This window comes from Amycolatopsis nalaikhensis (assembly GCF_030264295.1).
Lineage (GTDB): Bacteria > Actinomycetota > Actinomycetes > Mycobacteriales > Pseudonocardiaceae > Amycolatopsis > Amycolatopsis nalaikhensis.
Genome location: NZ_CP127173.1, coordinates 3,932,407 through 3,958,706 on the forward strand (window position 1 = coordinate 3,932,407; position 26,300 = coordinate 3,958,706).

Here is a 26,300-nt window from a genome sequence, read left to right on the forward strand (position 1 = left end):
GCCATGTTCACTACCACGGAATCGCCGCACGCTCGCCGGCGAACGCGCCGCCTGATCATCGTCGTCGTCCTGCTCGTTGTCGCGGTCGCCGTGGTGCTGGTTGCCCGGCAGGCAACGGCACCACCGTCGTCCCCGACGGCAGCGACTCCGCCCGGCGTTGCGCCCTCGCCGACACCCACAGCGCCGGTCGACGAGGCCGCTGCGCTGGCCACCCGCCCCATGCTGACCCTGCCGCCCGAGGCAGCCCTGCCGCACGAACTCACCACGGCCACGGCCGGCCCGCCGATCACCGTCCCGCGACCGGCCCCGATCGCCAACCGCGTGATCTCCAACGGGTTCCCAGCGACCGCGGAAGGCGCGCTCGGCTGGCTGACCGACTTCAACGAGACGGCGCTGCGCGGCGGCGACCCGGCCACCTACGCGCGAGCGTACGGCGAAGCTGCGCTCCCGCACGCCCCGTCCCTGCAAGGGAGCGGGCCTCTCGCGCTGCTGACGTCATTCCGCAATGAAGCCGGCATCCGTCCCGGCGAGCTCACGCCCGGCCTGACGGTGACCTACGACGTGTCCCAGGGCTTGATCAAGGGCACCGCCGACGGTGGCCGGTTCGCGGTGGTGTGCACGCTCGGGCAGCTCAGCTTCGACTACCAGGGCCAGAGCACCAGCATGGGCATCGGCGACTGCCAGGCCCTGCGCTGGACCGGGGCCGCCTGGCGCATCGCTCCCGGCGCCCGCGCGGCCTACGCCGCCTGCGCGTGGCCGGGCAGCGCCGAATCGGTCGCGGCCGGCTACCGGCCGCTGAACCGGGACGGTGCGCGGTGAGCCCGCTGGATCTGCTCGACTCGCTGGGCGGCCTCGCCGGCAAGGCGGTCGCCGCAACCGCGGCGGGCGTCTTCGAGCCGCTCATGAAGGCCACCTGGGCCTCGGCCTTGTTCATCCTGCGGACCGCCTTCGAACTTGTGGACCAGTTCTCGATCTTCACCGTCTCCACCACGGACGGGCCGATCTCTGTGCTATGGCCGATGACGCTCTGGATCTCCGGGGTCATCGCGCTGGGCATGTTCTTCTGGCAGATCATCACCACTGTTCTGCACGGTGGCCGCGGCTTCGTCCGCCTGATCACCGGACCGATTCAGTACGGCATCGCCCTCGCGGTGACTGTCGGGCTGGTCGCGGCGTTCCTCGCCGCTGCCGACGGCCTGACCGAGGCGATCCTGTCCACGGGGCTGCGGGTGGGGAACTTCCGCGACGCGCTGAACATGACCGGCTTCACCGACGCCCTGTCCGATGAGGTCAAGAACATCGTGCTCGGCTTGGCCGGCGCCTTCGGGGTGATCCCGGCCGGGCTGGGGTTCGCGTTCGAGGCGGTGTTCCGCGAGGCAGCGATCTATGTCGTGGTCGCGACGATCCCCATCGCCGCTGCGGGATTGGTGGCGGAGGTGACCGCGCGGTGGTACTGGAAAGTGGTCCGCTGGGGCCTGGTCGCGATCGTGATGAAGCCCGCCTTGGCGTTCGTGCTGGTGCTGGCGGTCGCGATCGTCGGCGGCGCCCAGGGCTTGTCCGGGTTGCTGGCCGGCATCGGGGTGCTGTTCCTTGCGCTGTGTGTGCCGCTGGTGCTGTTCAAACTCTTCGCGTTCGTCGACCCCGACGCCGACCCGCAGGGAGCATTCCGGGACAAGCTCTCGGACGCGGGGCTGGACTCATACGGCGCCAACAGCATCGCCGGGCGCATGGCCGGCGCGTTCTCCAACAAAGCCCGCAAAGAGATGGGCGACAACGGAAACAGCCGCGACGGGGAACACGGTGGCGATAGCCAGGAGCAGGCTAACGTCGACCGCTTCGACCAGGCCGCGGCCGAGGACGACACGACCGCCGGGCCGCTCGACGCGACCGGTGACGAGCACACCTCCGGCGACGCGGACGGGGCCGGCACCGCTTCCGGTTCCGGTGGCACGGAAGTCGGCGTGTCCAGCGGCGGTGACGGAGACTCAGAAACTGATCCGGCAGAGCCGTCCGTCCCCGAGACTGGCGGTCCTGGCGCGACGAGCGTGACGGGGGCCGTCGACGACGACGGCGATGTCGGCCCGTCACCACCTCCGGACCCGCCCGGCGATACCGGACCGCCAACCCCGCCGACCCCGAAGCCCGACAACGGGCCGCGACCGGACGACGGCGGCGCCGCGGCCGGCGAAGCCGAGGAAGCCGCGGTGCTGCTGTGACCGCGGCCACCCGGATCTACAAAGGACTTTCGCGAAAGGAGCGCGCGGGCTGGATCATCGGCTTGACTCCCGTGCAGGCGTTCGTCTGCGTCGGACTCGCCGTGCCGGTGATCCTCGCGCTGGCGGCCGGGCGCTTCGGTCAGGCTCTCGCCCTCGGTGGGTTCTGCGGCACGGCCGCAGCGCTGGTAGTCGTCCCCGTGCGCGGGCGCCCGGCGCTGCGCTGGCTGGGACATCTGCTGCTCTACCGCGCTGGCATCGCGCTGGGGTGGTCGCGGTGGCAGTCGCGCGCCGTCGCCGGGCAGGCCACCGATCTCGATGAGCCGGATCTGCCTGGGGTGCTGGCGCGGCTGCGGTTCCCGGACGGGCCACCGCTGAGGGATGTGGGGCGGGTGTGCCTGATCCACGACACCGGCGACGGCCGGTGGGGCGCCACCGCTCGCCTGACTCACGCTGGGGTCGGGATGCTGTCGGACGCCCAGTGCGAGCGGCTGGCCAACCGCCTCGGCAACCTCCTGCTGTCGATCGGGCACCGCGAGGTCATCGACCGGATGACGCTGCTGGTACGCACCGTCCCCGACGACGGCGCCGACTACCAGGCATGGCGAGCCGAGCACGACGTCCCCGACGCTCCCGCGCTCGCGCGGCAAGCCAGCGAGGAGCTGGACCGGCTGGTCGGGGCGGTGTCGGTCCGGCACGAAGTGTTCGTCACCCTCTCCGGAACCGAAGACGCCCTCCGCCGCCCCGCTGCCGCCGCCGGTGGCGGTGTCGCCGGCCGGGCTGCCGTGTTGTATCGGGTGCTGGACGGGCTCGAGGACAAGCTCAAGAGTCTCGGGGCCACCGGCGTGAAGTGGCTCTCAGGTCCGGAACTGGCGGTGGCGATCCGGACCGGGTTCAACCCGGCCAGCGCCGCCGGGCTCGCGGCGCGCCGCCACCAGGCCGGCGGCGACGTCGGCGTCCGATGGGCGACGGCCGGACCGGTGCACGCTCCGGCGCCGTCGGCGCGGGCGTACTACCACGATGGTTTCGCGACCGTGTCCTACTCGGTGTTGATGCCAGAGGCCGGGACGGTGTTCGGGTCACTGGGTGGGCTGCTGGCGGTCAAGACCGCCGGCGAGCGCCGCAGCCTGGCCATCCACTACGAAACCCTCTCCCTGCACCGATCCCGCAAGGCCGTGCGCCGGCTGCGGTTCCGCACCGGCGTCATGCGGGACTGGAAATCCTCCAAGGGTTTCAACTCCGGCGCCGCCGAAGCCCGCGAAGCTGGCGGGGCCCGCGCACAGGAACACGCGGTCGCGGCCGGGCACGGCATCGTCCGCTTCGCCGTCGCCACCGCGGTCACGATCCCGGACACGTGGAATATCGAGGACCACGCGGCGAAACTGGAGAACGACATCGCCGGCCGCTTCCAGCTCCTGCGGATGGAACTGGCCCAGGACGCCGGGTTCGTCGCCGCCGTCCTGCCTGTCGGGATCGGGTTGCCGCGGCTGCGAGGTGGTGCGTCGTGAGCCGCCGCACCGACGAACGGACCGCCGCGGAACTGCTTGCCACGTTCGGGCCTACGGTCAGCACGCGACCGACGGAACGCCGACGTCCGGACGGCTGTAGCCCCCGCGTGAACCAGCGGGCCGCGCCTCGACACGGGTTCGCCCGACCCGGGCACGGGTGGTCGCCGGTCGCAGCGCCGCTGCAGGTCTATCAGGCCGGCACCCACGAGATCGGTGGCCTGTTCCCGTTGCTGGCGGCGAGCCCACTGCCGGCGGTCGGCGCGCGGATGGGCTACGACGTCCACTCCGGCGGCGCGTTCTACCTGCACCCGGTCGAGTTCGTTCTCCGCTCGATCTGCACCAACCCGAACCTGATTCTGTTCGGCGAACCTGGTCGAGGCAAGTCCTCCACGGTGGTGGCGTTCCTGCTACGGATGATGCTCACCGGCGTCCGCACCCTCATCTCCGGCGACGTCAAAGGCGAATACACCCCACTGCTGCACGCCCTGGGGGTCACGCCGATCATGCTCGGCCGCGGCAGCAGCGCCCGCCTCAACGCCCTCGACCTCGGCCCCCTCGCCACCCGCTGGGACACCTGGTCAACCGAGCGGCAACGCGACGAACTCGACGGGGTCCTCGGTCGATGGGTGCAGCTGCTGGTCGCGCTCGCCGAAGCCCAGGGCTACCGGCCCACCGTCACCGACGAAGCCGCGCTGTCGGCGGTACTGCGGCAGCTGCTCGGCGCCGCCGACGGCTACACCCACCTCAAGCCCATCACCATCCCCGACGTCCACCGGGCGCTGTCGGAACCGGATGAGCGCCTGTGGCAGGAACTGCGCTTCGCCGGCCGCCGTCAGTTCCTCGACCACCTCCGCTCCATCACCGACGCCCTGGCCAACCTGATCTCCGGCCCGCTGGCCGGACTGTTCGACGCGCCCACGAACTTCGCCGTCGACTGGAACGCCCCGATTCAGAGCCTTGACCTGTCCCGGCTGCGTACCCGCGGAGATCAGGCCGTGGCCGTCGCGTTGACCTGCTTGGGGTCGTGGTCGTCGCTGGCCACGGACCTGCAGGAGGACGGAGAGCTGCGGATCGTCGTCCGGGACGAGATCTGGCGGCAACTGCGCCTCGGCTTGCGCGCGGTCCAGGCGGTGGACAGCGAACTGCGGCTCTCGCGCGCGGAACGCAAGATCCAGATCCTGGTCAGCCACAAGCCCGGTGACTTCCTCTCCGTCGGCGCCACCGGCTCCCAAGAGGTCGCCATCGCCCGCGACCTGCTGGCCCTGTGCTCGATTCGTGTCCTGCTTGGACAGTCGACTCGCGTGGCGAGTGAACTGGCTGATGTTCTTGCCCTGTCGGATAAGGAGCACGAAGCCACCACGGGCTGGGCCAACGACCGGCAAGGCCGCGCGCTCTGGAAGATCGAAAACCGGACCGGGCTCAAAGTACAGACCGTGCTCAGCCGGATCGAGCGGCAGATCTTCGACACCAATTCCCAGTTGGTCCGGGTCCCCCGTGGGTTCAGGAAAACTGACGGTTCTGTTGGCCGGAACCCAAGTGTAGGGGGCCGGTCATGACGGTGTGCGGTGTCGTGGGTTCGGGAACTCGAAAAGGGCTACTCGGTCAGGTCGGGGTGTTCGAGGACGGCTTGGTAGCGCATGGCGCCTTTGATGCTGAGACCGAACAGGTCGCAGATGCGGCGGACGTCGCCGCCCGTGGCGTGGACCTCGTGGAGGATTCGGTCTTCGCGCAGAGGTCTCGGAGTCAGTGGGTATCTGTGCCAAGGATATCGGGCATCGACCGGTGTCACGCGGGGAGCAGATTTGCGGTTGATCAGCAGGTGCGGGTTGGCCGTGTTCGGCCATCGCTGCGTTCGGTAGTCGAGGTAGGCCCTCAGGCGGGCTTGGACGGGCCCGGCCAGCGGAATGGTCCGGCCGTCGAGGGTAAGGCGGCTATCGCGTACGTCGGTGATCAGGATCTTTGTGATCTGCCGGGCGGTGAGGCCGTGGAAGGCCACCAGCGCGACAGCCAGTGCCCGGGCCGGATGCGGTGCGTTGAGTGCGTCCTGGATGGTCGCGGTGTCGATCGGCATCGGAGTGCTGGTGGCTGGTCGTTCTGTCGATATCGACGCCGTGGGGTTGGTGAAGATCTCTTTGCGGGACTTGAGGATACGAAACAGCGACCGCATGGCCTGGCCGACGAGCTTGCGTTGAGCTCCGGTGCCGGTCAGTGCCGCGTGGATGTGGTCCGCCGTGATCTCGGTCAGGTTCTTGTGGCCGTCGTCAGCCCAGGCGTGGAGCCGGGGGACCATTGCTTGCAGCTGGATCCGGATGGTCTGCGGGTGGCGTGGCTTGCGGCGTGGAGGGACAGCCGTTCCCTCGGCCATGATCGTGTACCAGATCTCCAACTGTGCGCGCATGGCATCGGGGAGATCAGCGGTCTGCGCGAGGAAATAGGTGCGGATGGCAGGAACACGGTCGTCGATGAGCAGACCGGCTGCGGCCAGGACTTCAAGTGTCGAGTCGGCGGTGAGGCCGTCCTGTGTCAGCAGCGATCGGGCTTCGCTCGCCTTGATTTTGGCCCCGGGTGTTGGCTGTTGTGCCTGCACCATGTCCAGCGAGCGGCTGACGACGTTGATCAGGCGCTTGCTCCATCCATTTCGTGCTGCATGCTCGTGCAAGACCGTGTCGCAGTAGCGGGACATGACCGGGTCCGGTGCCACCGGCAACGACGGTGCCCGTCGCAGGTCCGGCCGAGCCCAGAACAGCGTCAGCTGTTCGCTGTCCACGACGGCGAATTCCCATTGCTCGGGAAGCCCTCGCGAGGGCGCCGAGGCGCGGAATCGGCGCGGCGACTGAATTTCGCGGTCGGCGCCGCGTGGACCGTAGTGCATGTTGGCCAGGAACAGTTGCTGACCAAAGCGGTTGGCTTCAGCCAACTCGATCGGCTCGTCGGGTTGGCGAGCAGTGAGCGCTTGGTGCCAGCAAAGCCGGCACGCGCCATGTGCGGCCAGCGGCCTGCTTTCACCACAGTAGGGGCAGTTGCCGACCGGGTGCCGGTACCGCCATCCCCGGCAACTCCAGCATCGCCAGTTGTGCTTGCGCAGTACGCCCCACGCCAGGCAGTCCTTGCAAGCCCCGGGATGGTCGGGGGCACTGGGATGGCAGACGCTGCACAGTCCCTGGCAGAAGTAGTCCTCGGACCCGCAGGCTTGGCAGAACGGCGGAGTGAACGGGCCGCCGGGCAGGCAGGCGTAGCAGTAGTCGACCCGGGGCGCCATCCAGGCAACACGGTTGGTGTGGCAGGCGGCGCAGAACCGTGGTGGGGCGTTCATACTGGTGGCGTCGAGCGCGGATGGCCGAGTCGTGGGGTGACCGATGTCGGGCCGGCTTGGTTGATTGCGGCCTTCGCCGGACGTAACGCGGCGACTTTCTCGGGTTCGCGGATCAGCAGCTCGGTCGGCTCGCAGTCGAGCACAGCGCAGATCACGTCGAGGTCATCGAGCCGGATGGTGGTAGGCGTTCCGGTCCACAGAGCCGACATCTTCCCAGCGCTGATCTCGAGCCCGGCATCAGCCAGCCTGCGGCGCAGCTCGGCGGACTTCCAGATGCCGCGCTCCGCGGCCTTCATCCGCAGATTCCACCGCACGTCCTCACCGTCCCTCTGTAGTCGCGAACCGTGCCGTGAGGCGCTGGTTGGCCTGTTCCCAGGCCCGTTCAATGCAGTCGCTGCGCACATGGACATACCGAGTCGTCGTGGACAGCCATTCGTGACCGAGAAGTTCTTGCACTGCTTTGAGGTCCATTCCGTTGCCGTAGAGCGAGGAGGCGCAGTAGTGGCGCAGCACGTGGGGGGTCAGCTTGCCGACCCAGGCGGGCAGCCACCGTTCGGTCGCGGCGGTCAGTCCGCTGCGCAGGCCGTCGTCACCCACTCGCATACTGCGGCTGGAGTCGGGATCCCGGCGCTCGCTGGGCAGCATCGGGGCATCCGGATCGGCCCAGTCCGGGCCGTACTGCGGTCGCACTTCGGCCAGCCACCAATCGATCAGCACGTCCGCGGAGTTGATCGCGGGGACGAGCCGTGGCTTCGGTCCACGCCCGGCGCTTCCCTTGCCGTGCCGGACGTGCAGCTTGCCGAGCTCGCTCAGATCGGGACGCCAGTCGCGGATGTCGAGCATGACCGTCTCGCTGATCCGCAACCCCAGCCGGCGCCACAACGATGCAGCGAAGTAGTCGCGCGCCGCCGGCAAATACTTCCGTGCGTGTGTGATCGCCTGTCGCCACTGGGAAAACAGTTCGTCAATCTCGTCGTCGGAGGGCGGGACGCGGACCGACCCGTGAGTCGGGTTAGCGGGCCGGTTGTATTCGTCGACCGGCTGCGCGACGACCCAGCCGGTGAGCCGGTGAATGTCGCCCTGGTAGCGGGTGAGCAGGAAGTCATAGAAGCGGGCGACTCCGTCGGCCTTGCCCTTGACCGTGCCGCGCGCCCGGCCGTGGCGCCGCAGATCGGTGAGGTACCGGTCAGCGTCGTCGGTCGAGGCCGACCACAACGGCCCCGACAGGGTTCGGGCGAACTCGACCACAGTGGACCGCGATGCGCTGATGTGTCCGTCCGTCAGTCCAGCCGCTGCCATCGACAAGGCGTACTGGTCGACGATCTCCTGCTCGAAATCCTCGAGGTCCTGCGCCGAACGGAGGCTTCGCGGAGCGCCGACGTTCCGCACGACAGCGAGGCTCATCGAGCCTCCTGTTCAGCAAACTCGTCCATGAGTCATGTATTCGGCAGAACGTTCGGGAATCTCGACCGAAACGTCGAATCTTCATCCAGAGGAGTGAAGGGCATCCCACCAGGCAGAGCAGTCGACCAGGGCCTCCACGCCTGCCGCGAACTCACGGCACTAGAGACAAAGTCGAATCCGCCGGCGCACAGCGATTCCGTGGAGATGTCGTCGTGAGGCCAGACGGGATGTTAGCTGCCGTGGCCGGCGCGCTGGTCGGCCTGGTGATACTGCCGATCTTCGCCCTGACCCTGATTGTCGTACCCGCGGCGACCGCGACGATCGTGCAACTATCCGGCTGCGAACAGGGCGGCCCCGGCGGCGGCTCGGTCGTCGTCGACCGGCAGCAGCTGGGCGCCGACGAGATGGATATCGCCCGCACCATCGTCGACGTCGTCCAGCAGCGCCGCCTGCCACGGCGGGCCGCAGTTCTCGCGATCGCCACCGCGATGGTCGAGTCGGGGTTGCGCAACCTTGACTACGGTGACCGCGACTCACTCGGGGTGTTCCAGCAACGCCCGAGCCAAGGCTGGGGCACCCGCGAGCAGATCCTCAACCCCGTCTACGCCACCGGAAAGTTCCTCGACGCCCTCATCGCCCTGCCCGGCTGGGACACCATGGCACCAGGCCGAGCCGAACAGGCGGTGCAGCACAGCGGATTCCCCGACCGCTACGCCCCACGGGAACCCGCCGCCGCCGCGATCGTGGATCGCTTCTGGACGGGGCCTGACAATCCGACCCCGCCTGCGGTGCCCGGCGGCGCGACGGAGGCGGTCCAGGCGAAGACCCTGTGCCCGGACCAAGGCGGATCCGACGTCCCCCGAGAGCCGGACAAGGTCGACCCGGCCAAGCTGCCGCCGGGATTCGCACTGCCGGATGATGTCCACCAGCGCGCCGCGGTCGGGTTCGCCCTGGGCCAGCTCGGCAAACCGTACGTGTGGGGCGCGAAAGGCCCGGACGCCTACGACTGCTCCGGGCTGATGCTCGCCTCCTGGGCCGCGGCCGGTGTCGGGATCCCCGCCGGGACGGTCAGCCAGGTCCACGCCGGGCACGCCGTCTCCTCGCTGGATCAGGTGCAGCCCGGGGATCTGCTGTTCATCCCCGGCTCGCTGGGCACCGCGCAGGTGCCGCGGCATGTCGGGATGTACGCCGGGCACGGGCTGATCGTCGACGCCTACGACACCGGCACCGGCGTCATCCTCGAACCGCTGTCGGCCTGGACCTCGAAGATCGTCGCGATCCGCCGGATCGCCGACCCGAGTTCGCCCTCCCCGCCACCGGGAGGGAGCCCACTCCGATGACTGTCGCCGTGGTGCCGCTCTCCCGCTGTCCGGGAGGAGCGGCCGATGCCGCGCACACGCACCGACACCCTCAACCTCGACCGCGACGTCGCCTTGATGGGCCTCGCGGTCGCCGCACTGGCGATCCTCTGCGCCCTCGGCGCGATCGTCGTCACCGCCGCCGTCCTGGTCACCGGGTTTCACGCCGGTAGCTGGGCGTGGCCGCCGATCACCACGTGGCCGGGTTTCGCGCTGACGGTCGCCTTCCACGCCGCTGATCCCGGTCCGGCGCTTCCGGCCCCGTGGTCCGGTGCGGTCAGCGATCACCAGCTGGCGTTCTACATCTGGTTCACCACGATCGCCATGCTGACCGCCGGCCTCACCGTCGGCGCTGCGATCCCGGTCTGGCGGCGAGTTGCGCCGACGGAGGCCGGGCACGCTACCCGCCGCGACATGGTGAAGGCCTTGTCGGTCGCGGCCGCGCGCAAGACCGCTGTGTGGACGCGCGGTGACCTCACCGACGAGCAGCGCCGGACCGCGCCGGTCGAGCAGATCGCGGTCCCGCTGCACCGGGGCCCCCGGCGCCAGCAGCTGGTGACCTCGCTGGAGACCCCGACCGGGACGATCGCACCCACCCGATCGGGAAAGTCCCGCACGGACCTGGTGCACAAGGTCCTCGCCGCGCCGGGCGCGCTGATCGCGTCGACGACGAAGAACGATCTCGCCGAGTGGTGCCTGCTGGCCCGCACCCGCCGCCCCGGTGCCGGGCCGGTGCTGGTGATCGATGCCACCGGCACCTTGTCCTGGCCGGCGCACGCGCGCTGGTCTCCGGTCACCGGCTGCGCCGAGCCCGCCGTCGCGCTGCGGCGGGCGGAGACGCTGATCGAAGCGTCCTCGCTCGGGCTGGAGAACGTCGGCGGCAACGACAAGGTCTTCCGCGGCCGCGCCACGATCGTCATGCAGGCCTACCTGCTCGCCGCCGCCATGCACCACCGGACCGTCGACCACCTCGTGCGGTGGTCGATCGCCAAACCCGCCGACCGGGAACCCGTGGAGCTGCTGGAGCAGCAGTATCCGCAGCTGGCGCAGAACCTGGAGTCGGAGATCGGGATGGTCGCCGAGACCTCCGACGCGGTCTGGATGTCGGTCCGCCGCGCGATCGAGCCGTTCATGAACCCCGCCATCCGCTACTTCGCCACCCCCAGCCCGGCCGACGAACTGGACATCGACGAGTTCCTGCGCCGCCGCGGCAGCCTGTTCATCATCGCCGGGGAGCACCAAGCCCCGCAGGCTCGGCCAGTCCTCACGGCGCTGGTGGAGCAGATCCTCACCACCGCTCAGGACACCGCGCTGCGCCACGAACGCCGTCGGCTGGAACCGCCGACGACCGCGATCCTGGACGAGTTGTTCGCCGGGACGCCGGTGCCGCGGTTACCGGCGATCATCGCCGACTCCGCCGGCCGCGGCGTGCTGATCCACTGGTCCGCGCAGTCGCGCTCCCAGCTGGACGAGCTCTACGGCGAACCGGGCCGGCTGCAGCTGATCGACAACACCCTCACCCTGACCGCCTTCCCGGGGTTGAAGGACGACAAGACGCTGGAGTGGCTGTCCACACTGTCCGGACAGCATCGCCGCCGCACCCATCAGCACCACAGCGACGGACTGTTCAGCGTTGGCCGCGGCGCCAGCGGCGAGGAGACCGTCCCGACGTTGCGCGCCGGGGGCATCCGCACCCTCGACCGCGGCAGGGTGCTGATCCTGCACGGCAACCTCCGCCCGATCCTCGGCCGCACCGTCGACGTCGAGCAACGCCCGGACTGGCCTCAGCTGCAGGCCGACGTCGCCGCGATCCGCTCCGGGAACGCCGCGGTCACATCCGAGGGCTACCCGCTGGCGCTGCCTGGCGGGGGTGATCTGCGATGAGCGACGACGACATCGCCGAGCGTCCCGACGATCAGGACCGGCCGGAGCCGCGCTCGCTGGATGAGCTCGACGACGTGGTCGCCGGGTTGGAGACGTTGGCACAGGCCCTGGGCGGGCAGATCGAGCAGGTGGCTGAGGAGGTCGCGGAGCTGACCGATGAGCCGGAGAGTGATCCGCGGTTGGCGCGGTGGCTGATGTTTCTGCCGCCGGCCGCGGCCGAGGACAAGGAGCATCGCGGGGAAACACCGCTGTTCACGATCGCGCATTTCGTGCAGTACTACAACGAGACTTACGTCGGCAATCCCGGCACTCGCGCGGTCGCCATCCCTGACTGCTGGCTCGACCATCCCGGCCTGGTCGCCGAGATCGCGACCCTCGCCTACACCTGGCGCGAAGCCCACCTGGGCAAGAAGGCCACCGCACGCGATGCGCAGTACTGGCACGATCACTGGCGCCCTGGCTTCGCCGAGCGCATGGCCACGGAATGGGTCCATCAACGCTGCCGCTCCGACGGCCACAAGACCGCCGGCGCACCCGCTCGCCCAGATCGCTTCACCCTGGAACATCGCGAACGAGAGGCACGGGCAGCGGCCGGCGTCGACGACTCGTCGACCGTGCCTGGTCGGCCATGATCGCCGCCGGCCGGTCTCGGACGGGCGCGAGCGCTCGGTTCGCGCGCGTGTCGGTGGTGGCGCTGTACATCGCGTGCGTCGTCGGCGCGAACTGGCTGGCCGAGCACGTCGGCGCCGTCGGTGTGGGATTCGGATTGGACGCCGCGGCTGCGGTGTACGTGGCGGGTCCGGTGCTCGTGGTCCGGGACTGGGTGCAACGCTTCGCCGGGCTCCGGTCGTCGCTGCTGGCAGTCGTCGCGGGTACAGCGCTGTCGTACCTGGCCGCCGGACCGGCCATCGCGACCGCGTCCGCGGTGTCCTTCGCCGTCAGCGAACTCCTCGACGCGGCGGCGTATTCCGTCGTCGTACGGCGGCGCGGGCTCGTCGTTGCCGTGCTCTGTAGCGGGATTGTCGGTCTCGTTGTCGACTCGCTGCTGTTCCCGGCGATCGCGTTCGCGTCGCTCACGCTGACGCCAGGTCATCTGCTGGGTAAGGCGTACGGCGTGCTCGCCGGCGCGATTGTGACTGCCGTCGCCAGCCGCCGGGCATGAGGTTCCTGCTCGGGACGCATCGGCCGCACTGGCTGGCGCTGCTCGACGTGCCGCTGTTCGTGTCCGACCGAACTTTGCGCCGGTATAAGACTTTGCCTGTCGCGTCGTGTGACTGGGCCTGCGACTCCGGCGGCTTCAGCCAGCTATCACAATGTGGAACGTGGGCGTGTGGTCCCAGCCCGCGTGACTATGCGGCACGGATCCGTCGCTACCGCGACGAGATCGGCCGCCTGCTGTGGGCCGCACCGCAAGACCACATGGTAGAAGCAAAGATCCTCTCGCGCACGGGCCTCGACGTCGCACGGCACCAAGAACTCACGGTCAGCAACTACCTGGAGCTGCGGTCCCTCGACGCGGAACTGCCGTTCATCCCGGTTTTGCAAGGTCAGTCCATCGAGGACTATCACCGCTGCGCTGATCGCTACGAACAGCGCGGAGTCGACCTCGCAGCAGCTCCTCTAGTCGGTGTGGGGAGCATCTGCCGGCGCCAGCACACTGCAGAAGTCGAGGGCATCGTTCGTTCGCTCGCGCAGCGCGGCTATCGGCTGCACGCTTTCGGTGCGAAAACCTTGGGCCTGGCCCGCTACGCGGATATCACTGCTAGCAGTGACTCTCTGGCCTGGTCGTTTGCCGCGCGATGGCAGCCGCCGCTACCGGATTGCCGTGGTCACCGTCGATGCAACAACTGCGTGAAGTTCGCGCTTCGTTGGCGGAGGAAGATCCTCATGACGATCGAAAAGTCCGGAAACAATGCCGCGGCCGCAGTGTAGCTCGATGGTCGTGAGTTATAGTGACACCGTCCGGTACCTCTTATTCGCAGCCGGTGTAACTGGAGGCTTTGCCGTTATGGCGCAGAAAGTTCTCGTGGAGATGGTCGACGACATCGACGGTGGTGTGGCCAACCAGACGATTCCGTTCGGCTTGGATGGGGTGAGCTACGAGATCGACCTGTCCGACGCGAACGCGGCCGCCCTACGCGATGTCCTCGCTCGCTACATCGCGGCCGGGCGACGGATCGGCGGCCGCAAGGTGCGGTTGGCGGCAGGTGAGTCGGCTCAAGCGAAGAAGTCTGGTGGCACGGCTTCGGATCGTGAACGGACACGCCAGATCCGCGAGTGGGCGAACGCCAACGGCTACACCGTGTCCGAGCGTGGGCGCCTGCCCTCTGAGGTAATCGAGGCGTTCGAGGCGAACGACGGCCAGCCCATCGTCGTCGACGAGCCCGCCCCGCCGGCGCGGAAGCGGGCACCGCGCAGGAAGGTCGCGGCCGCGAAGAAGTAACTCCCAGCCAGGCGACCACGCTGAACGAGAACCCAGAGAAGAATCCCGGGGGAACGACGTCCGGTGAAGACAGCCACGAATCGAGCACGTGGCCGTCTTCACCGGACGTCCTCTGTCGGTGGCTTAGTAACTGAGTCCGCGGTGAGAGCTTTCGCCGTAGCCGTGGTCGTGGCCATCGACCAGTTCGTCCTCCAGTTCGGTGCGTCGCGCGGCCGCGGCGGTGGCCGCCTCGCCTTCCTCGTCTGCTTCCTTTTCAGCGGCGAGTTCGGCGTAGAACTTCGCGACGTAGGCGTCGGCAGCGTCACGTCGTGACTCTCGGGTCAGCATCACATCCGATGCGGCGTCTTCGCGGTCAGGTGTGGTCATTATCTGCCTCCACTGTCTGGTGATGTCCCGCCATGCATCGGCGCGAAGGTCGTTGCCGGCGGGTTGGTTGCCGAGCGGGGAGGCAGCATCAGCGGTCGTGATGCCGTAAGTTTCACGATACGCGGCAGCGAGCCCGACAAGGTGATCCCACTGCTGCGCGAGTGCAGCATTGTCGGGACGGGCACCGAAGCGTGCAAGCCACGGCGGGTGCTCCCGCACGGCTTGGTCTCGCAGCTGGTCGGTTCGGGCGGTGATCTCCGCGTTCATGGTCGCCAGCCGCTCCAGCGAACCGTGGTAGTTCGCCGTGTGCGCCAGATCGGGTTGGGCCTGCCAGGGTAGGGCGGAGTGGTGCCCGGCGCCGTCGTCGTGCTGGCGCACGAGCGCGCGGACGAGCGCCACGCCGGTCGTGCGCGGGTCGGTGTGTTCGCCGCCGGTCGTTGCCGCGGCGACGTGGCGGGCGGCGTCGATGAGTGCGGTGTCGGGGTCGAGTCCCCGGATGGCGCCGCCGGCGGCGTGGCGCCACACGATGCCCCACTGCTCCTCGGTGACTACCGCGTCCGGCAGGTGCGCGGCGACGATCTGCTGCCAGCGGCCGATTTGCTCGTCGGTCGCCGGGGCGATCCGGGCGGGCGCATCGTGTGTTCGGACGTGGTCGTTGACCCGCTTGGCCAGCACCGCGGCGGGGTCCTCGGCCCAGCTGAACCCTCGGTCGTCGACCAGGTCACGAACGAGCCGGTCGGCCTGCCACCCGCGGTCCTGGGCACGGGCCAGCGCGTTCAGCGCGGCCGGTTCGGCGCCGGCGTTGACGGCGTCGGGGACGTAGCGGGCGAGGACGTCGAGGTAGCGGTCCTCATCTCCGTCACGGGCCAGCAGCTCGTAGCGGCGAACCAGCACGTTCAACGGCTCGAGTACGATCCGTTCGTCGTGGCGCTCGAACTCGGCGAACACGTCCTCCAACTCAGCGGCGCGGGTCGTCGTGATGGGTGATGGAGATGCAGATGAGGCTGAGGCTGATGCCGGCGCGTGCCCGAACGCCTCCCAGCGCTTGGTCAGGCTGCGCCAGGCGTCTGCCTTCGCCCCGTGGCTGTCAGGCTTGCCGCCCAGCGGGGCGTCGCCGTCGATGCGGAAGGTTTCGCGGTAGGCGGCGACCAGGCCGACAAGGTCGTCCCAGTCCTCGGCCGATATCGGGTTGTCTGGCCGTGGCCCGAGCGCCGAGACCCAGTCGGGTTGGTCGCGGATCACGGCAGCGCGCAGGTGCTCGACGCGCTCGGCGATCGCGAGGTTCATCTCGTGCAGGTACTGGGCGTGCCCGGGGTGATGGCGGACGTGGGCGAAGTCAGGGCGAGCCAGCCAGGGAACGGCGCGCGCGTGGGCCTCTCCGCGCTCGCCCCGGCGGTCCAGTTCAGCAGCGAGTGCGGCGTCGGCGTAGCGGTCATCCGGCATCGGATCCGGCACCACCGGGCGTGCCGCGAGTTGGTGGGCGACGACGGTCAGGGCGGCGTCGACGTCGAATCCGACCACCAGCGCACCGGCGGCACGGTGCCAGATCGGGTCCCATTCCGGGTCTTCGACGGCCACGTGCGGAGCGATCGCATCGACGATGCGGCGCCAGCGAGTGATATCCGCAGGGTGGGGCGGTGCGGTCGGCGAGGGCGGCCGGCGGCGTTCGAGGTGCTTGCGGATCCGGGCTTGCAGCGCCGCGCCCGGGTTGTCGGCGTCGTCGAGGGACTGGCGCCAGCGCATGACCGCGGCGACAAGGGGATCGGGTTCCCAGCCCAGGTCGTGAGCGTTGCGCAGCGTCTGGATCAACGACGGTTCACTGTCGAGATCGAGCGTGGACGGAGCCCGGTGGGCGAGGATGGCGCGGTAGCGGTCCTCGTCGCGGTAGGTGGCGGTGTAGTTGTAGCGCAGCACCAGCGTGCCCATCGACACCGCCTCGTCCTGTGCCTCCCGCATCGTCTCGGTGGCCGAAACCTCGGCACCGGAATGGTTGAGCACTCCGGTCAGCACCGACTCCGGAGACACCGGCTCAGGGGTTTCGCGGTGCTGGTCGACGACGTGGTGATGGGTGACGACGTAGATGAAATTCTTGAGCATGGCGCGAGTGATGCCGGGGTAGAACTGCTCACGGGTCATCGTCGGCGGCACCAGCAGGTGGGCGTTGCCGGTGCTGGTCATACCCTGAACCCGGTTGATGGTGGCGGCGTAGGCGAGCTCCACGTGCGCCTGGACGTACCCGGCCGGCAACGTGATCGCGGCCTTGTGGACGCGATGCTGGACGGTGATCTTGCCGTTGGCGTGGACGTCGGTGACGGTCCAGACGTCGCCGTTCTTGACGAAATCACGGCCGCCGAACAGCGACAGCAGCCGCTGGTTGTGCCGGGTGACGACCCAGTCCCCGACGCTCGCGGTGGTCGCATCGTGCAGCTCCACCTCACGGCCACGGTCGACCACACCCTGAGCCAGGCGACGTTCGCGGGCGTCGATGTTCAGCGCGACGGTGTCCTCGTTGGTCGGCACGATCAACAACGACTGCACACCGGCGTCGAGATCGGCCTGCCAGTTCGAGCGCGCGGCGTCACGCATCGTCTCCAGCGACCCGTCACTGACCCGGCCCGACTCGAAGTAGAACTCGAGCCCCTTGGGGTTCCAGGCCCGGATCTGCAACGACGCCGCGGCCTGCTCCTTCCGGTCCTCGCCTCGGAACCGCACGATCTCCCGGAACCGCACAGCGCCGACATCGTGGGCGATCAGCCGGATCGCGCCCCCGGCCTCGACGGCGGCTAGCTGCGCGTCGTCCCCGATCAGCCGCACGTCCGCGCCGTTGGTGAGCGCGTACTTCACGACCTTGTGCAGAGTGTGGGTGCCGGCCATCGCTGCCTCGTCGACAATCACCAGGTCCCCGGCCTCCATCGGGAACGCACGGTGGGCGAACCCGAACCACAACGCGGTGGTCAGCTGATGCAGCGTGTGGGGCTTCGCCCCGATCGACGCGCCGAGCTCCTGAGCCGCGCGGGCAGACGGGCCGAAGGCGTAGACACGGTGCCCCGTGCGCCGCCACGCGGTCGCCAGGACCTTCATCGCCGAGGTCTTCCCAGCCCCGGCCGGGGCCAAGGCGAGCTGCAGGCGTCGGCCGGAGCGGGCGAATTGGCGCACCATCTCTGTCTGCCCGGCATTGAGGCCTTGGCCTGCGAGGGCCTTCTCCACTGTGTCGGCGCGCAGCCGGTGCCCGCCACCGCGGCGCGCCCAGGCGACCAGATCGCCTTCAGCGGCGAGGGTCGCGGTGGTGGTGTAGCGGGTGGAGCGATGCTCGACGAACACCGACTCGCCGTCCCGGCGGCGCAGCGACGCAGGTTCGTTGACGACGGTCGGGCCGACGAGGGCGAGGGTGTCGGGCTGGGCGAGGATGGTGTCGACGACGTCGTCGACGAGCTGTTCGCGTTTGTCGACCGGTACCGTGAGGTGCGCGGTCTGGCGGTGGGCTTCGGCGGCGAGGTTCCACCACGAGAAGTGGCTGTAGTTGTCCGACACGACATCCCGCGTCGCCTGGGCGAGCTTGGCGATGTCGAACGCATCCGGCTCCGCGCGTCCGCTGAGGAACACACGGTCGGCGAGCGTGTCCAGAACCTTCGCGGGCACGATGCTCAGCGCGTGCTCGCGCCACGCCTTGAGATGTTCCGGCAGCGTCTTGGGCGGCTGTTTGCCGGGCCGGTTGTCGTACTGGGCGGCACGGTCGATGGCGAAGATGTCCTTCGCTGTCGGCTCCTTCCCGTGCTTGGCGGTGAACTCGACGATGCGTTTGGCCCGGGCGGCTTCGAACTGCCTGTGACGCTGGGAGAACAGCTTCACCAGCTCGACCGGGACGGCCTCGAGCTGCCAGACCGGGCGTTTCATGTCCACGCCCTCAGCGCCCCGCTGCACCCAGGAGGCGCCTTGCTCGCGGAACAGGTCGCGCAGGCGGTTGTCGAAGTACTCCGACGCGGTGACCGTCGCGGCGAACATGGTGCGCAGGTCGAGAGCGGTCCATTCCCCGTCGTCGCTGCGCTGCACCTTCGAGGAAATCAGCACATGGAAGTGCAGGTGCGGGTCGCCGGCGCGGGAATCCCAGTGCTCGAACATCGCCGCGGTGATCCCGTTGACGTCGACCTGGGCCTCGCCCATGTTCCCGCGGCGGGTGAAGGCGATGTTGCGTTCCATGTAGGTCACGGTGTCGAGGGCTGCCTGGCGAGCCATGCCGACAATGCGCTTCCGTCCTTCTGGCGACGCCGCCGCCCATGCGATCGAGAGGGTCTTGTCGTAGCTGAACACGGCCTCGACTCCGGAGACCGCTGACTTGAGGTTCCGTTTCTGCTCGGCCAGCCATCCGTTCAGCTCTTCGTCGGTGGCCGGGTCCTTGCCGTCGTGGGCTGTGCGGTAGGCCTGAACCTGCACGCCGTGACGGATCTCGGCGCGCGTATCGGCCGCAATCGGTGCGCCAACAGGACGGCCGAGGGAGACGTTGTGGTCCTTGTACGCCTGGGCGACTTGGGAGCGTAGGTGGTCCAGAGCGGAGTACTGCGGGAACCGCCGGCCCAGCCGAGTCGCTTTCAGAGCCTCTGCGGCGGTGGCGCCGTCGGCGATCATCTCGGCTTCGATGGCGTCGGCGTTCGGGTGCCGGCCTTCGCCGAAGAGGGCGTTCATCTGGGCAGGAGTGACTGCGCCGGAGAGTCCTAAGTGCTCCGCTCCGGCGCCGAACCATTGGCCTGCCGGGTAACCACGGGAGAGGTAGTAGTCACTTAACAGCTCGCCGGGTGCGAGCTCACGGCTGCGATCGGCGCACGCCACCGTGTTCGTGAGATACTCATGACCACCAGGGCTCAGCTTCCGCAAGCCCATCATGTCCACATCAGACTACGCCGAAAATCCGGCGGCATCCACCTGGTTCAGAACGTCTGCAAGACGTGCTGTGTGCGGGGTAGGGGGTGGGATGGGTGAGGTGGTGGCGGTGGCGTGGTCGGCGGGGTGAGTGGGTGGCGGGGTAGGTGTGGGGCTGGGGTGTGGTGGTGGGTGGGGTGCGGTAGGTGGGGTGGTGTTGGTGGGGCGGGGTGGTGGTTCCCGAAATTTGCGGTCGAGCGCCGGCGCCTGCACTAAGGCGCCCCCGGCGCCGTCTGCCGGCGCCTGCGCGGTCCCCGGGCTGTGCCGACACAGCAAAGCGGCCGCCGATCCGGAGATCGGCGGCCGATTTGCGTGCGCGGGCTGGCTAGAACAGACGGTCGTCGCAATCGATGTGCCCACAACCGATGTGGCAGGCACGGCCGTTGCGTTCCTCGCGCCCGGTTGTGGGCTGGGTGGCGGTGGTGAGGCGGGACAGCTCGCGCCGGATCGCGTCGGCGGGAATGACCTCGGTGACGGTGCCGTCTTGGCTGGTGGCCCATTGGGCGTAGCGGGCGAGTAGTGCCCGGAGGTACGCGGCGACCGGTGCGGGCGCGTCGGTCGGGATGGTGTCGGCGGCGATCTCGCGGTCGATGTCGGCGAGAAGAGCGTCAAAGGTGCGCACGGTGGCGGCTCCTGGTTCGGGCGGGGCGGGGGCACCCGGTTCGGGTGCCCCCGCGCGGCGGGTGGTCAGGCGGCGGCGAGTTCGCGCGACGGCGCGAACGTGACCAGCGGCGGCGTGTTCAGTTCCCGGCAGATTTCGCACCGGTCGTCCGTGCTCGGGGTGCGCTGCTCGCTGGGGGTGCGTTCGAGGTTGCACGCCACGCACAACCCGTCGGGCGCGACCGGGAGCAGCGCGAGCCGGTCATAGTCGTCGTCGGTCATCGGCTGGCCGGTCTGCTCGCTGAGGACGTCGGCGGTGTCGTCACGGTCGCCGTGCCGCTGCCGCTCGGCCTCGTAGGCGTCGACACCGCTTTCGTTCTTGCGGACCAGACCGGCGGACGGGATCGCCTGCTCCACTTCGCGCCACTGCTCGTCATAGTCAGGGTCGGTAGCGCTGTCGACGTAGCGGCGCGCGGCGCGCTGCTCGATCGGTTCGTGCCTGGCGGCGATCCGGTGGGCGGGCACGGTAGTGGTGTGCTCGCCGTTGGTCGGGCGCTCGGCGCTCTCGGCGTCTGTGGCGCACGTGCTTGAGCAGTAGCGCATTTCGGGGAGTCCGGCGAGGTTGCCGTCACAGTTGCCGCACCGGTGGATGTCGCCGGAGGCGGCTTCGTTGGCCTGCTGCCGGGCGGCGGTGCGCGCGCGGGCGTGGGCGGCGCGGGCCTTGCTGGCGTACACGCACGTCATGACCAGAGTGCGCAGGTCGTCGGCGAGGTCGGGCCATAGGGTGTAGGCGGTCTGGATGGCCTCGACGATGGCGGGGTGGTCGGCGCTGGGGTTCTTCAGCAGCGTCCCGCACACGGTGAACACGTGCTGGTGCGCGTGCTGGGTCTGCGCGTTGAGCCACCGCAAGCCGTTGAGCGCGTCGGCGATGCGCGGCGGGGTCTCGCGCAGCATCACCGTCACGTCGTTCACCTCGGTCACCGCGACGTCACGGCGGGTCTCGCTCGACCAGACACACACGTTGAACAGCTCGCGCTCGGCGTTGCCGTAGCTGTCCCACTCGGCGTGGACGTTGCGCACGGCGGCGAGAACGTCACCGCTGATTGTGGCGTCGGTGTTGAGCAGCGTCGCGCACGCGGTGAGGATCGCGGGCGGGTTCGCGCCGCTGTGGGTGAACATCTTCTTGAGTTCCTGCAGCGCGGGACGGATGCGCGGCGGCTGCGCCTGCAATGCGCGCACCGCGCGTTCGATGCTCTGGCGGTGCTTGGGGTGAATGGTCGAGACCATGATATCCAACTTTCTTTGTACGGGATTTGTGAAGGATTTCGGGTTTGCCCTCCCGGTCACCTTGCGATTTCCATATTACTCGGTTACTGCTTCCCGTTCCACTCGAAATGGCGTTTTCGGCAGCGTATTTCGGGAAGTTTTAGCGATCGACGAAGTCGTTTAGTCGCATTATTTATCGCCCCCCGTGCGTCGTCCAGGCGGCTCGCTGGCCGTGCTCTCGTGCTTGCCGGGGCCTGGTCGTCGGTGTTGTAGAAGCCGCTGTATGCCGAGTGGGTGGTGGGTGGCCCCGAAGCAACCAGGGCAGGCCCCCGGCCTGCCCTTAACGCCTGACCTAGGGAGTAGGGGCCCCAAATGCAAGGGTGGGGCCTCAAATTAATTTTGGCCACGCTTTTCGGTCAAAATTAATTTGGGGTGCCCTTGCATTTGGGGGGACGACCGATACAATTTCGGGGCCACCTACCACCCGCGGACGTAACGAGAACACGGGAGGTTCCCACTGCCAGCGTGGGCTAGGAGCAGGTGCCTGACCAGCCGAGACGGCGCGTCCTGCGTGGGTACGGTGTGGCTGTGGCCTGCGGGTATGCTGCTTGTAGCGCTCCGTGGGCTTGTACGGGCCTTGTGGCGGAGCGTCAGCGGGCCGCCGCGAGTTTGCCACTCGCCACTTCGGTGGCGTGGCCTTTCGAGGCTGCTGCGGCGGTACCGCGCCCCTCCTCCTAGCTCGCCGGCCATCGTCGTCACGGCGGCGGACGCGGTCGGTCGTTTCGACGGCGGCGTGACCGTGGCGTCGCTAATACGGCACGGTGGCGACGCGGCCGCGGGTAACCTGGAGCAGTACCGCTGCCCTCCCCGTGCGGGAGGTGCGTCATGGTTGAGCGTCAAACAAGTGACTCCAGGCGGAAGCGCCGGTCGTCGGCGACGCTGGCGAGGCTGGAGGCGGCGCGGCGCCGCCGAGCCGATCAGCTGGAGCGCGAGCGTGAGAACGAGCGACGCGTTGACGCGGCGCTGGGGCCGTTCGCGGAAGCGGTGACGGCGATCGAGGCGGTAGAGCGCCGGCGTGAGGATCGGATCGCCGCGCTGCAGGCGCAGCTGGATCGGAAGCTGGCCGAGCTGGACCGGCAGCGCGCGGCGAGGGTCGCGGAGTTCGAGCGATCAGCCGAGCAGGTCCGCGCGGATGCGGAGATGGAGATTGGCGAGTGGCGTGCGGTGATGGCGACGTCGGTCGCTGAGATCCGCGCGGCGGATGTCGGGGCAGCGGAGACGGCGGCTCTGCTGGGGATCTCGGCGAAAACGGTTACCGCGTTATCGCGCAGTGCGGCGGCGTCGGAAGCCGGCAAGCGCCGGAGTGACGGTGCGACTGCGGATGCAGGCCCAGCGGACGCGTCGCCGGTTGGGAGTCCCGCAGTTGAGAAGCCGGTGGACGAGCAAGACGTGTCGTCGGAGACGAGACCATATTCGGAGGTGGATGTTCCGGCGGACTGATCAGCCGGGCACGCGGGGACGAGAAGAGGGGCGGTGGCACCGTCAGGTGCCACCGCCCCTCTTGTGGTGTCGGCGGGTTAGCGCGTCGTGGTCTTGTGGTCGGCCTGTTGCCCGGCGAGGCGCCGGGCGTGGCGGGCAACGAAGAGGCGCTTGCGTCGCTGGTAGTAGACGATCATCGCGGCGATGCCGCAGCAGAACGGGATTCCGACGGCCCACTGTCCGGCGGCGCCGCCGTTGTCGGCTCCGGGGAAATGCGGGAGGAAAAGGAAGCCGGGCAGGGTGAGTGCGCCGAGGATGGCGCCGCGGCGGTAGCGGTGCGCGAGCTTCGGCTTGATGCGGTTGCGGCTCAGGTGGGCGACGACGCACCCGACGAGCGCGCCGAAGAGGACTGCGCCGGGGAGGGCGAGCAGGCCGGCGGGGTCGGTGAAGGGCGTGACGAGGAGTCCGATGTAGCCGAAGGGCTGGCTGGCGAGGTAGAAGCCGGTGCCTCCGGCGAGGACGAGCCCGGGGATCGTGACGCCGTAACGAATGCTCATACTTCGAGCGTAGAGAAATTCCACTACCCCAAAGGGTGATTGTCGGGCTCGTGCGCGCTTCCGCTGCCCGGCGGCACGGGTCCGATTCTGCTGTGCGGTGTCGCTTGGTGCGGCGGTGGTGTCGTGGGTGGCGGACATGGTGGGCTCCCGGAGTGGTGGCATGGGAACGGCCGGTGGCCCAGCCCATCGGGCTTGGCCACCGGCCGCAGGTGGTGGACGGTGGTGTCCGGCCGGGGGAAGGTCCGGCCGGACACCCGATCGGTCAGAAAGGCGGGGCGTCGTTGCCCGCGGCGCCCGCGCCGACCAGTTCGCGCTCGTCGGCCGCAGCCCACGGGTCGCCGGCCGGGTCCGGGCTCACCTTCGAGGCCGCGGTCTTCGCGTTCTTGGTGACCTCGGTGGTGGCGTAGCGCAGCGACGGGCCGATCTCGTCGACGGTCAGCTCCATCACGGTGCGCTTCTCGCCGTCCTGGGTCTGGAACGAGCGCTGCTGCAGGCGCCCCTGGACGACGACGCGGGCGCCGCGGGTCAGGGACTCGGCGACGTTCTCGGCCGCCTGGCGCCAGATGGTGCAGCGCATGAACAGCGCCTCGCCGTCCTCCCACTCGCCGGTCGCGCGGTTGAAGGTGCGCGGGGTGGAGGCGACGGTGAAGTTCGCGACCGGCGTGCCGGTGGCGGTGAAGCGCAGTTCGGGGTCGGAGGTGAGGTTGCCGCAGAGGGTGATGATGGTGTCGCCGGCCATGGTGGCCTCCCTGGTGCTCGTTGGAGTGTGGAACGCGGCGCAGCCTCAGCACGCAGCGGCCGGGGGTCGCCGTCAGGCGACGTCCCCGGCCCTGGCTCATCCGCCCGGCGTGAACCAGCCCGCTGCTGAGCCGGCATCGGAGTTCGGCAGGTGAGGGCGCTGGTTCACCCGGGCGGATCGGGCCGGGCTTCGGGGACGCACTGCCCCCGGCCGGGGTGTGCTTACCTTCGGGCGATCCACGTCCCGGCGAGCCGGGCGAGGCCATTTCCGATGACACCCACCCGCCGTCGCGCCACCACCCGCGACGATCCCGAGCACGCGTCGCAGGCATTCGGTCCGCGGGCTGCTGTCTCGCTCCGGGGCACTCCGGCAAGCGGCGCGACCGCCCTGACGTGGGTGGGCGTCATGCCTGGTCGATCGCGGGCTCGCTGAGCAGGGCGCGGCGAGCGTCGACGCTGGCGTTCTCGATTACGTGTCGGATCTCCGACGGTGCGACATCGTGGTCAAGAACGGTGGAGTGCATCGCCGTCATGAGATGTGCTCGCGGTCGGCGTTCTCGCGCGATCCGCGCGACGATTGCGCTACAACGAAGATGGGCTCGCCCCTGCACCGCGACAACCTAGGTTGTCCATGAGGCCGGCGCCTACCGGGTACCGCTACACTGGAGGCTTCCAGACCGAGACGGCAAGTCGCGACGTCTCGCTCAAACTGGCCAAGGACGCGATCCAGCTGAAAAGTTGGTCGGGTCCGGCGTGGAGAAAGCCGCTCGGCCAGGGATCGAGGTTCGATGCCTGTTCTGGTTGTGTTTGTTATTTCCGTTGTTGTTGGTGCCGCTAGCGCCGCGATCGCCTCGTACTGTAAGTGGTTGATGGTCAAGGCGCTGGTCGCAAAGGCCAAGCCGTCGGATGTGCCGCGGCTCGCCGAGGCAGTGTTCAAGCCGGAGATTCGGCGACCTGTCGAACGCGTTGAAGCGGCCCGGCGTGAGATCGGCCGAAAGTAGTTCTTAACCGGACGCTGAGTCCGCTCACGGCGTAAGCCGAGTTCCCGAGTACCGTGGCGGCCTCGCAAGTCGTGCGAGGCCGCCACGGCCGGGAGCAGGAGCCCGGCAAAGAGCTTTCCCACCGCGCATACGCGATGCTGGGCGAACGGTGTCGGTACCAGGACGGGCCCTTCCAGCCCGGCGGAGAGCTAACCGATCGCCGCAGGTATCACGCTTGGTCGATCGTGGGCTCGCTGAGCAGGGTGCGGCGAGCCTCGACGCTGGCGTTCTCGATTACGTGTCGGATCTCCGACGGTGCGACAGCGTGGTCGAGCACAGTGGAGAGCAGCAGCGTCATGGGGTGCTTCGGGTCGGCGTTCTCGAGCGCGATCCGCGCGACGGTTCCGCTGCCACGCAGGTAGGCGTGCACCGCGATGACGATGGCCAGCTGGCCGGCGACGGGGTCGCAGCTGTGGCGCCACAGGTGCAGGACCAGGTTCTCTGCGGCCAGGCGCGTCGCGTCATCAGGGACAGCGAGCAGCGCGTCACGGAACGACAGGGTGGAGAAGGTGGCGGCGAGATCGGCGATGACCGCGTCGTCGGTGGGCAGCTCGCCGTGGGCGGCAGCACGGATCGCGGCGTCGGCGCGGGCCAGGCGGACGTGTGCGGCGAGATGCCAGCTTTCGTCGCTGGCGGCGGATGTGACGGCGTCGGTGATGTGGGGCTGCAGACGTACGCGGAGGTTCTCGGGTGCTGGGGTGAACCGCGCCGCGAGGTCGTCCCGAGACGCGGCGATGGTGTGACCGGCAGCGACGGCGGCCGCCGCGGCCGCGGTGGCTGCGGGGTCGGGCAGGACACCGGTGCGGCCGGCGTCGCGGTAGGAGCGCCAGCGCGCGCCTTCGGCGACGGCCGGCACGTGCACGACGTCAACGTCAGTGAATCCGTGTTCGGCCAGCTGCTCGATAACGCTGTCGACGTCGGTGCGCTGCGGACGCGACCCGTCGTCGGCGTTGTCCCCATCGACGGTGCGGACGACGATGCCGATGACGCAGGAAACTGGCAGGTCGCCGCATTGCCGGTTGAAGTGCCGCGCGCAGTCGTCGGCGTGGCCGGTGAGGTGGGTGAGGTCGATCCGGGCGAGCGGGCCGGTGATGACCGAGCCATCGTCGTTGGTGAGTGCGGTGATCAGCACGAGGGAGTCGTCGGGGATGAAGCCGAGCAGCGCCGGGAGGCTGGCGACGATGGTCGTGGTGCTGGCGAGAGTGAGAGACATGAGC

Annotated in this window: 21 protein-coding genes; 12 read left to right on the forward strand and 9 right to left on the reverse strand. The window is 69.1% G+C overall.

All coding sequences use genetic code 11. From position 1 onward, the window contains the following. Positions 1 to 3 precede the first annotated feature (3 nt). Genes QP939_RS19485 through QP939_RS19500 form a run of 4 tightly spaced genes read left to right on the forward strand, consistent with a single transcriptional unit; the run spans position 4 to position 5,277 of the window. Positions 4 to 819 (forward strand): hypothetical protein, encoded by an 816-nt coding sequence (locus QP939_RS19485; protein WP_285458216.1) that lies wholly within the window; start codon positions 4 to 6, stop codon positions 817 to 819. Beyond that, positions 816 to 2,216 carry an ICP22 family protein gene (locus QP939_RS19490; protein WP_285458217.1) on the forward strand — a complete coding sequence of 467 codons (1,401 nt, stop codon included), beginning with the start codon at positions 816 to 818 and terminating at the stop codon, positions 2,214 to 2,216. Before QP939_RS19485 ends, QP939_RS19490 begins: the two co-directional genes overlap by 4 nt. Beyond that, a complete protein-coding gene (locus QP939_RS19495; RefSeq protein ID WP_285458218.1) occupies positions 2,213 to 3,721 on the forward strand; it encodes an SCO6880 family protein in 1,509 nt (502 codons plus the stop codon). Before QP939_RS19490 ends, QP939_RS19495 begins: the two co-directional genes overlap by 4 nt. Then, on the forward strand, positions 3,718 to 5,277 hold the full coding sequence (locus tag QP939_RS19500) for an ATP-binding protein (protein WP_285458219.1): 1,560 nt from the start codon (positions 3,718 to 3,720) through the stop codon (positions 5,275 to 5,277). Before QP939_RS19495 ends, QP939_RS19500 begins: the two co-directional genes overlap by 4 nt. A gap of 38 nt (positions 5,278 to 5,315) precedes the next feature. Here QP939_RS19500 and QP939_RS19505 read toward each other — a convergent pair whose 3' ends face one another. The 3 genes from QP939_RS19505 to QP939_RS19515 all read right to left on the reverse strand — a co-directional run bounded on the left by QP939_RS19505 (position 5,316) and on the right by QP939_RS19515 (position 8,438). After that, positions 5,316 to 6,638: a site-specific integrase gene (locus tag QP939_RS19505; RefSeq protein WP_285458220.1), complete on the reverse strand. Its 1,323-nt coding sequence runs from the start codon at positions 6,636 to 6,638 to the stop codon at positions 5,316 to 5,318. Between the two features lie 392 nt (positions 6,639 to 7,030). Further along, complete coding sequence (locus tag QP939_RS19510; RefSeq protein ID WP_434219657.1) at positions 7,031 to 7,330, reverse strand: helix-turn-helix domain-containing protein; 300 nt, start codon at positions 7,328 to 7,330, stop codon at positions 7,031 to 7,033. Between the two features lie 22 nt (positions 7,331 to 7,352). Beyond that, entirely contained in the window at positions 7,353 to 8,438 is a 1,086-nt protein-coding gene (locus QP939_RS19515) for a tyrosine-type recombinase/integrase (RefSeq protein ID WP_285458222.1), read from the reverse strand. A 239-nt stretch (positions 8,439 to 8,677) separates the two neighbouring features. Here QP939_RS19515 and QP939_RS19520 point away from each other — a divergent pair, with 239 nt between their 5' ends. The 6 genes from QP939_RS19520 (at position 8,678) to QP939_RS19545 (ending at position 14,123) form a co-directional block, all read left to right on the forward strand. Further along, the gene (locus QP939_RS19520) at positions 8,678 to 9,778 is read left to right on the forward strand and encodes a C40 family peptidase (RefSeq protein ID WP_285458223.1); all 1,101 of its coding nucleotides are present in this window, start codon (positions 8,678 to 8,680) and stop codon (positions 9,776 to 9,778) included. A 45-nt stretch (positions 9,779 to 9,823) separates the two neighbouring features. Next, on the forward strand, positions 9,824 to 11,680 hold the full coding sequence (locus QP939_RS19525) for a type IV secretory system conjugative DNA transfer family protein (protein WP_285458225.1): 1,857 nt from the start codon (positions 9,824 to 9,826) through the stop codon (positions 11,678 to 11,680). Further along, the gene (locus QP939_RS19530) at positions 11,677 to 12,312 is read left to right on the forward strand and encodes a hypothetical protein (protein WP_285458227.1); all 636 of its coding nucleotides are present in this window, start codon (positions 11,677 to 11,679) and stop codon (positions 12,310 to 12,312) included. The genes QP939_RS19525 and QP939_RS19530 overlap by 4 nt, the downstream gene beginning before the upstream one ends. Beyond that, positions 12,309 to 12,842: a VUT family protein gene (locus QP939_RS19535; protein ID WP_285458228.1), complete on the forward strand. Its 534-nt coding sequence runs from the start codon at positions 12,309 to 12,311 to the stop codon at positions 12,840 to 12,842. Before QP939_RS19530 ends, QP939_RS19535 begins: the two co-directional genes overlap by 4 nt. Next, entirely contained in the window at positions 12,839 to 13,612 is a 774-nt protein-coding gene (locus tag QP939_RS19540; RefSeq protein WP_285458230.1) for a deazapurine DNA modification protein DpdA family protein, read from the forward strand. The genes QP939_RS19535 and QP939_RS19540 overlap by 4 nt, the downstream gene beginning before the upstream one ends. Positions 13,613 to 13,688: 76 nt before the next feature. Further along, positions 13,689 to 14,123: a histone-like nucleoid-structuring protein Lsr2 gene (locus tag QP939_RS19545; protein WP_285458231.1), complete on the forward strand. Its 435-nt coding sequence runs from the start codon at positions 13,689 to 13,691 to the stop codon at positions 14,121 to 14,123. Between the two features lie 123 nt (positions 14,124 to 14,246). Here QP939_RS19545 and mobF read toward each other — a convergent pair whose 3' ends face one another. The 3 genes from mobF to QP939_RS19560 all read right to left on the reverse strand — a co-directional run bounded on the left by mobF (position 14,247) and on the right by QP939_RS19560 (position 21,350). Continuing rightward, positions 14,247 to 19,367, reverse strand: coding sequence for a MobF family relaxase (gene mobF / locus QP939_RS19550; protein ID WP_285458232.1), 5,121 nt, complete (start codon positions 19,365 to 19,367; stop codon positions 14,247 to 14,249). A 361-nt stretch (positions 19,368 to 19,728) separates the two neighbouring features. Then, a complete protein-coding gene (locus QP939_RS19555) occupies positions 19,729 to 20,025 on the reverse strand; it encodes a hypothetical protein (RefSeq protein WP_285458234.1) in 297 nt (98 codons plus the stop codon). 65 nt (positions 20,026 to 20,090) lie between these two features. Further along, a complete protein-coding gene (locus QP939_RS19560; RefSeq protein ID WP_285458236.1) occupies positions 20,091 to 21,350 on the reverse strand; it encodes a hypothetical protein in 1,260 nt (419 codons plus the stop codon). 804 nt (positions 21,351 to 22,154) lie between these two features. Here QP939_RS19560 and QP939_RS19565 point away from each other — a divergent pair. Continuing rightward, complete coding sequence (locus QP939_RS19565; protein WP_285458237.1) at positions 22,155 to 22,769, forward strand: hypothetical protein; 615 nt, start codon at positions 22,155 to 22,157, stop codon at positions 22,767 to 22,769. Positions 22,770 to 22,846: 77 nt separating this feature from the next. Here QP939_RS19565 and QP939_RS19570 read toward each other — a convergent pair whose 3' ends face one another. Next, complete coding sequence (locus QP939_RS19570) at positions 22,847 to 23,305, reverse strand: hypothetical protein (protein ID WP_285458238.1); 459 nt, start codon at positions 23,303 to 23,305, stop codon at positions 22,847 to 22,849. A 262-nt stretch (positions 23,306 to 23,567) separates the two neighbouring features. Further along, complete coding sequence (locus QP939_RS19575) at positions 23,568 to 24,044, reverse strand: single-stranded DNA-binding protein (protein WP_285458239.1); 477 nt, start codon at positions 24,042 to 24,044, stop codon at positions 23,568 to 23,570. Positions 24,045 to 24,831: 787 nt separating this feature from the next. Between QP939_RS19575 and QP939_RS19580 the strand changes: the two genes are divergently transcribed. Further along, positions 24,832 to 25,044, forward strand: a complete 213-nt coding sequence (locus QP939_RS19580) for a hypothetical protein (protein ID WP_285458240.1) — start codon at positions 24,832 to 24,834, stop codon at positions 25,042 to 25,044. Between the two features lie 208 nt (positions 25,045 to 25,252). On the opposite strand, the gene QP939_RS19585 is transcribed toward QP939_RS19580, so the two are convergent. Then, complete coding sequence (locus QP939_RS19585; RefSeq protein WP_285458241.1) at positions 25,253 to 26,296, reverse strand: DUF4192 domain-containing protein; 1,044 nt, start codon at positions 26,294 to 26,296, stop codon at positions 25,253 to 25,255. Positions 26,297 to 26,300 lie beyond the last annotated feature (4 nt).